Below are 11,991 nucleotides of genomic sequence, written 5' to 3' on the forward strand. Positions count from 1 at the left end.
CGTTGAATTCACGACGAACGCCATATCCCGAATTTACTAGGGGAGTGAGATGAATTATACAAACTAACTAGATGGTACAAATTAGCGAAAACCCGAAAAGACATTGCGCTTGCGCAAGCGCACACTAGCGCCAATTCTTGACGTCAGGGGCCGAAGTCGGCTAGCGATTCGCCCCCGTTTCTGGAGCAAAACCGACATGAGCAAGCACAAGGTACTGGTGCTGAACGGCCCGAACCTGAATCTGCTGGGGACCCGCGAGCCCCATATCTACGGCGCGGAGACCCTCGCCGACCTCGAGCAGCGTTGCCGCACGGCGGCCGACGGGCTCGGGCTGGAGATCGACTTCCGCCAGTCGAACGCCGAGCACCAGCTGATCGACTGGCTGCATGCCGCGCGTCACGACACGCACGGCATCGTGATCAACCCGGCTGCCTATACGCATACGTCGGTCGCGCTGGCCGACGCGCTGTCCGCGATCGCGAAACCCGTGATCGAGGTGCATATCTCCAACGTGCACCGCCGCGAGGCATTCCGTCACCACTCGTACGTGTCGGCGGTAGCCGAAGCCGTGATCTGCGGCTGCGGCACCGAAGGCTACGTATTCGCGCTGCAGCGCCTGTCGACCCTTTTTGCCCAGGGAGCCGCACGATGAGCCGCCCGTCTTTTCTGATCGGCCTGATCGGCCAGGGCATCGGCGGTTCGCTGTCGCCCGCGATGCATGAGGAAGAAGGATTCCGCCAGGGATTCGGCTACGTGTACCGGCGCATCGATCTCGACGCGCTCGGCCTGACCGTCGACGCGCTGCCGCAACTGCTCGATGCCGCGCAGCGGATGGGCTACAACGGGCTCAACATCACGCATCCGTGCAAGCAGCGCGTGATCGAGCACCTCGACGCGCTGTCGGACGACGCGCGCGCGCTGGGCGCGGTGAACACCGTGCTGTTCAAGGACGGCAAGCGGATCGGCCACAACACCGACTGGTCGGGTTTCGCGAAGTCGTTCCGCCGCGGGCTGCCCGATGCGTCACTCGAGCGTGTCGTCCAGCTCGGCGCGGGCGGCGCGGGTGCGGCCGTCGCGCATGCGGCGCTGCAGATGGGCGCCGCCGAACTGACGATCTTCGACGTCGACGGCACGCGTGCCGCCGCGCTCGCAGGCGATCTGCAGCAGCGCTTCCCGGCCGCGCGGGTCACGCCGGGTAGCGATCTCGCGGCCGCGATGCACGCCGCGACGGGCCTGATCCATGCCACGCCGACCGGCATGGCCAAGCATCCGGGCCTGCCGCTGCCGGCCGAACTGCTCCATGCGGGGATCTGGGTGGCCGACATCGTGTATTTCCCGCTCGAAACCGAACTGATCCGCGCGGCGCGCGCGGCCGGTTGCGCGACGCTGCCGGGCGGCGGGATGGCCGTGTACCAGGCCGTCGATGCATTCGAGATCTTCACCGGACGTACGCCGGACGACGAGCGGATGTTCGAACACTTTCAGTCGCTCGTCGCGCGCTGACCCTTCGACTTACTAGCTGTAAAGAGAGACCAGGAGACGACCATGCAGCACACCACCCACACGAACGCCGCGCCCGCGCAGGCGGCCGGCACGGTCCGGCGGACATCGGCGCGCTACAAGATTCTCGCGCTGCTCGCGATCGGCACGATGATCAACTATCTCGACCGTACCGTGCTGGGGGTGGCTGCGCCGCAGCTCACCAAGGAGCTCGGCATCAACGCGGCCGTGATGGGCATCATGTTCTCCGCGTTTTCGTGGACGTACGTCGCGATGCAGGTGCCGGGCGGCTTGTTTCTCGACCGCTTCGGCAGCAAGATCACCTATTACTGGTCGATGACGCTGTGGTCGCTGTGCACGTTGCTGCAGGGCTTCGTGCCCGGCGTCGGGACGCTGCTCGCGTGCCGGCTCGGCCTCGGCGTCGCGGAGGCGCCGTGCTTCCCGACCAACAGCCGCGTCGTCGCGACGTGGTTCCCGCAGAACGAACGGGCGATGGCGACCGGCACCTATACCGTCGGCGAGTACATCGGTCTGGCGTTCTTCAGCCCCGTGCTGTTCGCGCTGATGGGTGCATTCGGCTGGCGGTCGCTGTTCTGGGTGGTCGGCGCGGTCGGCATCGTGTTCGGCTTCGTCTGGTGGAAGTTCTATCACGAGCCGCGCAACCATCCGGCAGCAAACTCCGAAGAACTCGCGTACATCGAAGCGGGCGGCGGTCTCGTGCACGGTGCGCGCAAGGATGGCGACAAGGGCGGCAAGCCCGCGCAGGCCAAGTTCAGCTGGTCGATGGCCGGTCAGCTGCTGAAGAAGCGCCAGCTCGCGGGTATCTGCCTCGGCCAGTTCGCCGGCAACTCGACGCTCGTATTCTTCCTGACCTGGTTCCCGACCTATCTCGCGACCGAGCGCCACATGGGCTGGCTGAAGATCGGCTTCTTCGCGGTGATGCCGTTCATCGCCGCGTCGGTCGGCGTGATGTTCGGCGGGATCTTCTCCGACTGGCTGCTGCGTCGCGGCAAGTCCGCGAACCTCGCGCGCAAGCTGCCGATCATCGCGGGCCTGCTGCTCGCGTCGACGATCATTCTCGCGAACTACGTGAAGAGCAACGAAGCCGTGATCGCGATCATGTCGGTGGCGTTCTTCGCGCAGGGGATGGCCGCGCTCGGCTGGACGCTCGTGTCCGACATCGCGCCGGACGGCCTGCTCGGCGTGACGGGCGGCATCTTCAACTTCGCGGCGAACCTCGCAGGCATCGTCACGCCGCTGGTCGTCGGCTTCATCGTCGCATCGACCGGGTCGTTCGTCGGCGCGCTCGTGTTCATCGGCGTGATCGCGCTGATCGGTGCGCTGTCGTACATCTTCGTCGTCGGCGACATCAAGCGGATCGAGCTGTAAGTACCGGCTCCACGCACTCTCGGTGCGTTCGCCCGGCGACCTTGGGTCGCTGGGCTTTTTTGTTTTTGTCCCCGATTGCGGCGCCGGTTCATGCGTCAGCGCTCACGCGCGCTGCACGGCAATCCCGAGCGATTCGACCGCCTGCGCGATCGCCGCGACCGCACGCCGGATGTCGCCGGCATCGATCGCGCCGATGCAGCCGACGCGGAACGTCTCGAGTTGCGTCAGCTTGCCCGGATACAGGATGAAGCCCGCGTCGCGCACCGCGTCGTAGAAGCGGCGGAAATCGTAGGCCGGATGGTCGGGCGCATGGAACGTGACGATCACGGGCGCCTGCACGCTGGCGTCGAGGAACGGCGTGAAGCCGAGCGCGCGCATCGATTCGACCAGCGTCCGGCAGTTCTCCGCATAGCGCGCACCGCGCGCAGGCTGGCCGCCTTCGGCCAGGTACTGGTCGAGCGCGGCGCGCAGTGCCGCGATCACGTGGGTCGGCGGCGTGAAGCGCCACTGGCCCGTCTTGCGCAGGTACGCGTCCTGATCGTGCAGGTCGAGCGCGAGCGACGGCGAAATGCCTTCGCTCGCGTCGAGCGCGGCGCGCCGCACGATCGCGAACCCCATCCCCGGCACGCCCTCCAGGCATTTGCCGCTCGCCGAGATCAGCGCGTCGATCCCGCTGTCCGCCAGCGCGATCGGCAGGGCGCCGAACGAACTCATCGCGTCGACGATCAGCCGCTTGCCGTGCCGCCGGCACACGGCCGCGATCGCGTCGAGCGGATTCAGGATGCCGGCGCTCGTTTCCAGGTGCACCAGCGCGACATGCGTGATGCGCGGCTCGCGCGCGAACGCGGCTTCGACCGCGGCAGGGTCGACCGCTGCGTCCTCGCCGAATGGCAGCGCGATCGCCTCGATGCCGAGCCGCCCGAGGATCTTCAGGATGCGCGCGCAATACGCGCCGTTGTCCGGCACCAGCACGACGCCGTCGCGCGGCACCAGCGTGCCGAGCGCGGCCTCGACCGAAAACGTGCCGCTGCCTTGCATCGGCACGCACACGTATTCGTCGCCGCCGCGCGCGATCGCGACGAGATCCGCGCAGACACGGGCCGTCAACTGATTGAAAGCGGCGTCCCACGAGCCCCAGTCATGTTGCATTGCGTGGCGTGTTGTGGCGGACGTGGTGAGCGGGCCGGGTGTGAGCAGGATCGGGTCGGACATGGCTTTTCTCCAGCAAAGATCGGATGAAACGCCGGGGCGGCATTTCTGAATGACTTGCACGATATTGGCAAAATGTGTCATTTTTTGGAAATTGTGGCACGCGTCACGGCGTTGTCATCGAACGCTGTGATCCTTCGGTTGCCGCGCGAAACCACCTGCAGCGCGGCAGCGAGGCAGGCCGGTTGTCGGTCTGTCCGACTAACAGGAGCCGGATCGTGCCCCGGCCGCTTGGTGTTCCGCCTACGGAGAAGTGAGATGACACTGCAGAATTCCTCGCGCGCCGCTGCCGGCGCGTTCCGCAAGCTCGCGCTGGCCGTCTGCGCCGCCGGTCTGCTGCAAGGCGCCGCGATGCCCGTGCATGCGGCGAACGCGGTGGTGCTGTACACGGCGGACGGTCTCGAGAACCTCTATCGCGATGTGCTGCCGGCATTCGAGAAGAAGGAAGGCGTCAAGGTCAACATCGTGACGGCGGGCAGCGGCGAGGTCGTCAACCGCGCGAACATCGAAAAGAATTCGCCGAAGGCGGACGTGATCGTCACGCTGCCGCCGTTCATCCAGCAAGCCGGCCAGATGGGCCTGCTGCAGCCGTACCAGAGCGTGAACTACAAGAACGTGCCGGCGATCGCGAAGGCGGAAGACGGCACGTGGGCGACGTTCGTGAACAACTACTTCTCGTTCGCGATCAACCCGGACGTCGTGAAGAACCAGCCGAAGACGTTCACCGACCTGCTGTCGCCGGCCTACGCGGGCAAGGTCGCGTACTCGAACCCGGCGACCGCCGGCGACGGGATGGCCGTGCTGATCCTGACGACGTCGCTGATGGGCGAGGACAAGGCGTTCGACTACCTCGCGAAGCTGTCGCAGAGCGTGAAGTTCCACACGAAGGGCACGGGCTACCTGAACGTGCTGCTGTCGCGTAACGAGATCAGCGTCGCGAACGGCGACCTGCAGATGGACCTCGACGACGCCGAGCACGGCGCGCTGTCCGTCAAGCCGATCTTCCTGGCCGCGAAGGACGGCGACCAGCCGACCACGTTCCAGCTGCCGTACGGCATCGGCCTGATCAAGAGCGGCCCGAACCAGGACGCCGGCAAGAAGCTGATCGACTACCTGATGTCGACGGACGTGCAGTCGAAGGTGCCGGACATGTACGGCATCCCGGGCCGCACGGACGTGCCGCTGGCCGGCAAGAACGGCGAAGCGGTCAAGAAGGCGATCGCGGGCGTGAAGCTGATTCCGGTCGACTGGACCCAGGTCATGGCGAAGAAGCCGGTGTGGATCGAGCGCTGGAAGAAGGACGTGATCGGCAGCTCGGGCAAGCAGGTCGACGTCGTCAAGCCGAAGTGATCGGCGCACGCCACCTGTATTAGTGAGCAAGAGGATGAACCCGGTGGAAACCACCCTGACCCATCCCGGCGCATTCGGCGCCGCCGAACCGCAAGCGACGCTGCGGTCCGGCGCGCCGGGCGGCGTGCAGATCGAACACCTGAGCGTGCGCTACGGCGCGCGCACGGTGCTGGAAGATCTGTCGCTGTCGATCGGCGCCGGTGAATTTCTCACCGTGCTCGGCAAGAGCGGCTGCGGCAAGACCACGCTGCTGCGCTTCATCGCCGGGTTCGTGAAGGCCGACGGCCTGACCGGCACGCTGACCGTGGCCGGACGCGACCTGACCTATGCGCCGCCGCACAAGCGCAATCTCGGTCTGTTGTTCCAGAATTACGCGCTGTTCCCGCACCTGTCGGTGTTCGAGAACGTCGCATTCGGGCTGCGCGCCCGCGGGATGGCCTCGTCGGAAGTGACGCGCCGCGTCGCCGACGCGCTGAAGCTCGTGCAGCTCGGCGACGCAGGCCATCACCTGCCCGCGCAGTTGTCGGGCGGGATGCAGCAGCGCGTCGCGCTGGCCCGCGCGCTCGTGATCGAGCCGGACGTGCTGCTGCTCGACGAGCCGCTGTCGGCGCTCGACGCCAACCTGCGCGCGTCGGTGCGCAGCGAGCTGAAGGCGCTGCACGAGCGCCTGCCGAACCTGACCGTCGTCTGCGTGACGCACGACCGCGACGACGCGCTCGTGCTGTCCGACCGCGCGCTGCTGATGCGCGACGGCCACATCGCGCAGCTCGGCACGCCGCAGCAGCTGTACGACGCGCCGCGGGACGGCTACGTCGCGCGCTATCTCGGCCCGGCCAACCTGCTGCCGCCGCACGTGATCTTCCCGCTCGGCGACCCGCGTCACGACGTGCGGGGCAAGGTCGCGTGCGTGCGCCCCGAGCGCCTGACCGTGATGCCGCTCGCGGCGGGCGGCCTGCACGGCACGGTGTCGTCCGTCGAATGGCAGGGCGCGGACCTGTCGATCGCGGTCGTGATCGACGCGGCGCCCGATGAACCCGTGCGCGTCACGATGCAACGCGGCCGCGGCGCGGCTCCCGAGCGCGGCGCGCGCGTTTCCCTGCATTGCGAGGCAGACGATGTCGTCCTTATCGAGCCCTGAAGCCGGCCTGCCGCCGCATGAGCTCGCGTCGGCTGCCGCGCATGCCGCCGCCGCACGGCGCCGCAAGCGCATGGGCGACCTGCACCTCGCCGCGCTCGCGATCGTCGTGCTGGGCCCGCTCGTCGTCTATCCGCTGGTGCGGCTCGTGCTGCTGAGCGTGTCCGGCGATCACGGGCTGAGCTTCGCCGCGTACCGGACGTTCTTCGGCAACCCCGATACGCGCAACGTGCTGCTGACGACCGTCGGCGTGCTGTTCGCGAGCGCCGGCACCGCATCGGTGCTCGGCGTGCTGCTGGCCGCGCTGCTGTTCTTCAAGCCGTTCCCGGGCGCGTCGCTCGTCACGCGCTTCCTGGAACTGTACGTCGCGTTCCCGTCGTTCCTCGTCGCGTTCACGCTGATCTTCCTGTACGGCTCGCAAGGCTCGATCAGCATCGCGCTGCAGCACCTGTTCCATCTCGAGAATCCGCCGCTCGATTTCCTGTTCGGCATCGGCGGCGTGATCCTCGCGCAGACCGTGTTCTATACGCCGTTCGTCGTGCGGCCGACGCTCGCGTCGTTCGCGACGCTCGACCTGCGCCTGATCGAAGCGGCGCGCAGCCTCGGCGCGTCCGGCTGGATGCTCGCGCGCCGCGTCGTGTTGCCGATCGCGTGGCCGGGCATCGCCGCCGGCACCGTGCTGTGCTTCCTGCTGACGCTGAACGAGTTCGGCATCCTGCTCGTGCTCGGCAGCGCGCGGCTCGTGACGCTGCCGGTCGCGATCTACAGCAGCGCGACCGTCGACCTCGACCTGCCGACCGCGTCGGCCGGCGCGGTCGTGATGCTCGCGCTGTCGCTGGCGCTCTATGCGGTTTATCGCCGGGTGAACCGGCGTGCGACGGGAGGGAACGATGTCCGCTGAATTCCGTATCGGGCAAGCCGTGCCGCGCCACCAGATCGGCTGGGGCGACACGTTGCTCAAGCATGCGTCGCGCGCGGCGCTCGCACTGGCCGCGTTCGCCTGCTTCTGGCTGTTCGTGCTGCCGGTCATCGTCGTCGCGCTGTCGAGCGTGTCGACGCAGTGGTCGGGCACGATCCTGCCGGCCGGCTACAGCCTGCGCTGGTTCGAGCGGCTCGGGTCGCCGGAATACGACGCGCTGCTGACGAGCCTCGAAATCGGCTTCGGCGTATCGGCGATCGGCACGATCCTCGGGCTGTGGCTCGCGCTCGCGCTCGAAGGGCGCGACCGGCGTGGCCTCGGCGCGGTCGTCGACGCACTCGTGATGGTGCCGAACGGCGTGCCGAGCGTCGTGCTCGGTCTCGCGGTGCTGATCGCGTATCACCAGAAGCCGCTCGACCTGTCGAGCTCCGCGGCGATCGTCGTGCTCGTGCAGCTCGCGCTGATCTTGCCGTTCTGCTATCGCTGCGCGGCCGCCGCGCTGCGCCCGGAACTGACCGTGCTGCGCGAAGCCGCGGCGAGCCTCGGCGCGCCGCCCGCGATGGTACTGCGCCGCGTGCTGCTGCCGCAGCTCGTGCCGGCGCTGCGCGCGAGCCTCGCGCTCGGCTTCGCGCTGTCGCTCGGCGAACTCGGCGCGACGCTGACCGTCTACCCGCCGGGTTTCGCGACCGTGCCGATCGTCGTGATCGGCCAGGTGGAGCGCGGCTACTACCTGCCCGCATCGGCACTGTCGCTGCTGATGCTCGGCGCGTCGCTCGCGGCGCTGCTGCTGATCGCCGCGCGGGTGCCGCGCGGCAAGCGGGCCGCATCATGAACGCCGCATTCGCATTGCGGCAGCCCGGCGAGCATCGGGCCGCCGGCAAGGTATCGACGGATCTCGCGGGACGTTCGGTCGACGTGAACGGCCGCCATTACCGGCTGCCTGTCGAGCCGACCGTCGTCGTCTGCGTCGACGGCTGCGAATACGACTATCTCGAGCACGCGGTGGAAGCGGGCGTCGCGCCGTTCATCGGACGGATGATCGCGGAAGGCACCGCGTGGCGCGCCGACTGCGTCGTGCCGACCTTCACCAACCCGAACAACCTGTCGATCGTCTGCGGCGTGCCGCCGTCGGTCCACGGGATCTGCGGCAACTACTTCTGGGATCCGGCCGCCGACGGCGGTCGCGGTGCCGAAGTGATGATGAACGACCCGGCCTACCTGCGGGCCGGCACGCTGCTCGCGGCGGCGTCCGACGCCGGCGCACGGGTGGCCGTCGTCACGGCGAAGGACAAGCTGCGCCGGTTGCTGGGCTGGCAGATGAACGGCATCTGTTTTTCCGGCGAGAAGGCCGCGCAGGCGAATCTCGCGGAAAACGGGATCGTCGACGTGCTCGACTGGGTCGGCTTGCCGTCTCCCGACGTATACAGCGCGGCGCTGTCCGAATTCGTGTTCGCGGCCGGCGTGCGGCTCGCGCAGACGCGCCAGGTCGACCTGATGTACCTGTCGACCACCGACTACGTGCAGCACAAGTGCGAGCCGGGCAGTGCCGGCGCGAACGCGTTCTACGCAATGATGGACGGCTATCTCGCGCAGCTCGACGCGTTCGGCTGGGCGATCGGACTCACGGCCGACCACGGGATGAACGCGAAGCACGATCCGGCAACGGGCCGCCCGAACGTGATCTATCTGCAGGACGCGTTCGACGGCTGGTTCGGCGCGCAGGCCGCGCGCGTGATCTTGCCGATCACCGATCCGTACGTCGTGCACCACGGCGCGCTCGGCTCGTTTGCGACTGTCTACCTGGCCCCTGGCGTCGACCGGACCGAAGCGATGTGGCGCATCGGCGGACTCGACGGCGTCGAGCTCGTGCTCGACAACGCGGAAGCTGCCGCGCGCTTCGAGCTGCCGGCCGACCGGATCGGCGACCTCGTCGTGATTGCGCGGCGCGACATGACGCTCGGCACGCGCGAGCGCGAACACGACCTGTCGGGCCTGACCGTGCCGCTGCGTTCGCATGGCGGCGTATCCGAGCAGGAAGTGCCGTTGCTGTTCAACCGTCGGGTCGAGCGGGACGATCCTGCACGTCGTCCGCGCAACTTCGACGTTTTCGATTTCGTGCTGAACCGGGTCGCGACATGATGGCTCATCCCCGACAGGATCACCCCGCGTTTCGCGCCGAGGCGCTGCGCTGGTGCGGCATGCGTGCGACGCGCGACCGTGTGTTAGACGTCACCGATCCGTACACCGGCACGCGTGTCGGCACGGCGCCGCTGGCGAGCGTCGACGACGTGCGTGCCGCGTTCGACTACGCGATGGCGTACCGGCCGGCGCTCACGCGTTACGAGCGTTCGCAGATCCTCGAGCGCGCGGCCGCGCTGCTGCGCGAACGTACCGAGGAAGCGTCCGACCTGATCACGCTCGAATCGGGATTGTCGAAACAGGATTCGCGCTACGAGATCGGCCGCGTTGCCGACGTGCTGAAGTTCGCGTCGGTCGAGGCGCTGCGCGACGACGCGCAGAGCTTCTCGTGCGACCTGACGCCCCATGGCAAAGCGCGACGCGTGTTCTCGCAGCGGCAGCCGCTCGATGGCGTGATTGTCGCAATCACGCCGTTCAATCACCCGATGAACCAGGTCGCGCACAAGATCGCGCCGGCGATCGCGACCAACAACCGCGTGATCGTGAAGCCGTCGGAGAAGGTGCCGCTGTCGGCGTTCTATCTGGCGGACCTGCTCTACGAGGCCGGCTTGCCCGAGCCGATGCTGCAGGTGCTGACCGGCGACCCGCGCGAAATCGCGGACGAACTCGTCGCGCATCCGCATGCCTCGCTGATCACCTTTACGGGCGGCGTGTCGATTGGCAAGGCGATCGCCGCGCGGGCGGGCTACCGGAGGATCGTGCTGGAACTAGGCGGCAACGATCCGCTGATCGTCCTCGACGACGCCGATCTGGAACGTGCGGCATCGCTGGCCGTGCTCGGTTCGTACCGGAATTCGGGGCAGCGCTGCACGGCCGTCAAGCGGATCCTGGTACAGCGCTCGATTGCGCCGGCGTTCACCGAGTTGCTCGTCGAGAAGACGCGTGCATGGAAGTACGGCGATCCGTTCGATCCGGCGAACGAAATGGGCACGGTGATCGACGATGCTGCGGCGCGGCTGTTCGAGGCGCGGGTCGGCGAGGCGGTCGTGCAGGGCGCACGTCTGCTGACCGGCAACGTGCGGCGCGGTGCGCTCTATTCGCCGACCGTGCTCGACAACGTCGATCCGTCGATGACGATCGTGCGCGAGGAGACCTTCGGCCCCGTTTCGCCCGTCATGACGTTCGACACGATCGACGACGCGATCCGGATCAGCAACGGCACGGCATTCGGGTTGTCGTCGGGTATCTGTACGGACAGCACGGCCGCGATCGTGCGGTTCGTGAACGAGCTGAACGTCGGGACGGTGAATGTCTGGGAAGTACCCGGATACCGGATCGAGCTGTCGCCGTTCGGCGGGATCAAGGATTCGGGGCTCGGCTATAAGGAAGGCGTTCAGGAAGCGATGAAGAGCTTCACGAACCTGAAGACGTTTTCGCTGCCCTGGGAGTGAGCGGATGGCACTGACGGTAGACGAGATTCACGGGCTGTATCGCGAGCACGGCCATGTGGCCTATAGCGGCGAACCGGTCACGCAGCTGGAGCATGCGTTGCAGAGCGGCTTGCTGGCTGAGGAGGCTGGCGCCGGCGAGGCGCTGGTGGCGGCCGCCTTTTTGCACGACCTCGGGCATTTGCTGAATCGGCAGGGCGAGACGCCGAGCGCGCGTGGGATCGACGATTTGCATCAGTATTACGTGCTGCCGTTCTTGCGGCCGCTGTTTACCGACGCGGTGCTGGAGCCGATCCGGCTGCACGTCGACGCGAAGCGCTGCCTGTGCCGGACGGACGCCGGCTACTTCGAAAGCCTGTCGCCGGACTCGGTGCGCAGCCTTGCGCTGCAGGGCGGCGTTTTCAGTGAAGAGGAGACGGCGGCGTTCCTGCAGCGTCCGTTCGCGGCAGATGCGCTGCGCTTGCGCCGCTGGGACGATACTGCGAAGGAAGCGGGCAAGGCGACGCCGGACCTCGATCACTATATGGGGGTCGTCGCGCGCCAGGTGCGTGTAGCCTGACGATTCGACTGATTCTATTCAGGGCCCGCACGCGGCAGCGTGCGGGCCCTGAATTTTTTCGAGAAACCCCTTGCGCGATGGCGAGGAGCTGCTTAGAATCACGCCTCTTTCGCGCTAACGGAAACGCGGCGCGGGAGGAAGAAGGGAAGCGGTGCGGTTGAGGGCAGGTTGTCGAGCCCCGGCGCACACGGAGTTGAACCCCAGCCGTCGCAACGAAGTAGTTAAAAAGTTGTTGACGAACTGAAAAAGGCGGTTCATAATCCCGCTTCTCTGCTGCTGAAAACGCAGCGCTGCTGGGAAGCACGAAGTTTCTCGCAGAAATGCTCTTTAAAAATTAACAGCC

11 protein-coding genes are annotated in these 11,991 nt (G+C 67.1%); 10 read left to right on the forward strand and 1 reads right to left on the reverse strand.

What is annotated here, in order from left to right; all coding sequences use genetic code 11:
• Positions 1-196 precede the first annotated feature (196 nt).
• Genes aroQ through DIE23_RS07600 form a run of 3 tightly spaced genes read left to right on the forward strand, consistent with a single transcriptional unit; the run spans position 197 to position 2,889 of the window.
• Positions 197-652, forward strand: a complete 456-nt coding sequence (aroQ, locus tag DIE23_RS07590; protein ID WP_006756352.1) for a type II 3-dehydroquinate dehydratase — start codon at positions 197-199, stop codon at positions 650-652.
• Positions 649-1,503, forward strand: coding sequence for a shikimate dehydrogenase (locus DIE23_RS07595; protein ID WP_124611537.1), 855 nt, complete (start codon positions 649-651; stop codon positions 1,501-1,503). The genes aroQ and DIE23_RS07595 overlap by 4 nt, the downstream gene beginning before the upstream one ends.
• Positions 1,504-1,545: 42 nt before the next feature.
• A complete protein-coding gene (locus tag DIE23_RS07600) occupies positions 1,546-2,889 on the forward strand; it encodes an MFS transporter (protein WP_124611538.1) in 1,344 nt (447 codons plus the stop codon).
• 102 nt (positions 2,890-2,991) lie between these two features.
• On the opposite strand, the gene DIE23_RS07605 is transcribed toward DIE23_RS07600, so the two are convergent.
• Positions 2,992-4,101, reverse strand: a complete 1,110-nt coding sequence (locus DIE23_RS07605; RefSeq protein WP_124611539.1) for a 2-aminoethylphosphonate--pyruvate transaminase — start codon at positions 4,099-4,101, stop codon at positions 2,992-2,994.
• Positions 4,102-4,356: 255 nt separating this feature from the next.
• Between DIE23_RS07605 and phnS the strand changes: the two genes are divergently transcribed.
• The 7 genes from phnS to DIE23_RS07645 are packed head-to-tail and all read left to right on the forward strand — an operon-like array spanning position 4,357 to position 11,648.
• Positions 4,357-5,448 (forward strand): 2-aminoethylphosphonate ABC transporter substrate-binding protein, encoded by a 1,092-nt coding sequence (gene phnS, locus DIE23_RS07615; RefSeq protein ID WP_124611541.1) that lies wholly within the window; start codon positions 4,357-4,359, stop codon positions 5,446-5,448.
• Between the two features lie 34 nt (positions 5,449-5,482).
• Positions 5,483-6,586, forward strand: coding sequence for a 2-aminoethylphosphonate ABC transport system ATP-binding subunit PhnT (gene phnT, locus DIE23_RS07620; protein ID WP_124611542.1), 1,104 nt, complete (start codon positions 5,483-5,485; stop codon positions 6,584-6,586).
• On the forward strand, positions 6,564-7,484 hold the full coding sequence (locus DIE23_RS07625; RefSeq protein WP_124611543.1) for a 2-aminoethylphosphonate ABC transporter permease subunit: 921 nt from the start codon (positions 6,564-6,566) through the stop codon (positions 7,482-7,484). The genes phnT and DIE23_RS07625 overlap by 23 nt, the downstream gene beginning before the upstream one ends.
• Positions 7,474-8,334 (forward strand): 2-aminoethylphosphonate ABC transport system, membrane component PhnV, encoded by an 861-nt coding sequence (gene phnV / locus DIE23_RS07630; RefSeq protein WP_124611544.1) that lies wholly within the window; start codon positions 7,474-7,476, stop codon positions 8,332-8,334. The genes DIE23_RS07625 and phnV overlap by 11 nt, the downstream gene beginning before the upstream one ends.
• Positions 8,331-9,641 carry a phosphonoacetate hydrolase gene (gene phnA, locus DIE23_RS07635; protein ID WP_124611545.1) on the forward strand — a complete coding sequence of 437 codons (1,311 nt, stop codon included), beginning with the start codon at positions 8,331-8,333 and terminating at the stop codon, positions 9,639-9,641. The genes phnV and phnA overlap by 4 nt, the downstream gene beginning before the upstream one ends.
• Entirely contained in the window at positions 9,638-11,092 is a 1,455-nt protein-coding gene (phnY, locus tag DIE23_RS07640; protein ID WP_124611546.1) for a phosphonoacetaldehyde dehydrogenase, read from the forward strand. The genes phnA and phnY overlap by 4 nt, the downstream gene beginning before the upstream one ends.
• 4 nt (positions 11,093-11,096) lie before the next feature.
• Positions 11,097-11,648: a phosphonate degradation HD-domain oxygenase gene (locus DIE23_RS07645; RefSeq protein WP_124611547.1), complete on the forward strand. Its 552-nt coding sequence runs from the start codon at positions 11,097-11,099 to the stop codon at positions 11,646-11,648.
• The last annotated feature ends 343 nt before the right edge of the window (positions 11,649-11,991 follow it).

The organism is Burkholderia sp. Bp9143, assembly GCF_003853645.1.
Classification (GTDB): Bacteria; Pseudomonadota; Gammaproteobacteria; order Burkholderiales; family Burkholderiaceae; genus Burkholderia.

Excerpts from the sequence above, each read along its gene's own strand:
- aroQ (WP_006756352.1), top strand. The coding sequence starts at position 197 with ATGAGCAAGCACAAGGTACTGGTGCTGAACGGCCCGAACCTGAATCTG.
- DIE23_RS07595 (WP_124611537.1), top strand. The coding sequence starts at position 649 with ATGAGCCGCCCGTCTTTTCTGATCGGCCTGATCGGCCAGGGCATCGGC.
- DIE23_RS07600 (WP_124611538.1), top strand. The coding sequence starts at position 1,546 with ATGCAGCACACCACCCACACGAACGCCGCGCCCGCGCAGGCGGCCGGC.
- DIE23_RS07605 (WP_124611539.1), bottom strand. The coding sequence starts at position 4,101 with ATGTCCGACCCGATCCTGCTCACACCCGGCCCGCTCACCACGTCCGCC.
- phnS (WP_124611541.1), top strand. The coding sequence starts at position 4,357 with ATGACACTGCAGAATTCCTCGCGCGCCGCTGCCGGCGCGTTCCGCAAG.
- phnT (WP_124611542.1), top strand. The coding sequence starts at position 5,483 with ATGAACCCGGTGGAAACCACCCTGACCCATCCCGGCGCATTCGGCGCC.
- DIE23_RS07625 (WP_124611543.1), top strand. The coding sequence starts at position 6,564 with ATGTCGTCCTTATCGAGCCCTGAAGCCGGCCTGCCGCCGCATGAGCTC.
- phnV (WP_124611544.1), top strand. The coding sequence starts at position 7,474 with ATGTCCGCTGAATTCCGTATCGGGCAAGCCGTGCCGCGCCACCAGATC.
- phnA (WP_124611545.1), top strand. The coding sequence starts at position 8,331 with ATGAACGCCGCATTCGCATTGCGGCAGCCCGGCGAGCATCGGGCCGCC.
- phnY (WP_124611546.1), top strand. The coding sequence starts at position 9,638 with ATGATGGCTCATCCCCGACAGGATCACCCCGCGTTTCGCGCCGAGGCG.
- DIE23_RS07645 (WP_124611547.1), top strand. The coding sequence starts at position 11,097 with ATGGCACTGACGGTAGACGAGATTCACGGGCTGTATCGCGAGCACGGC.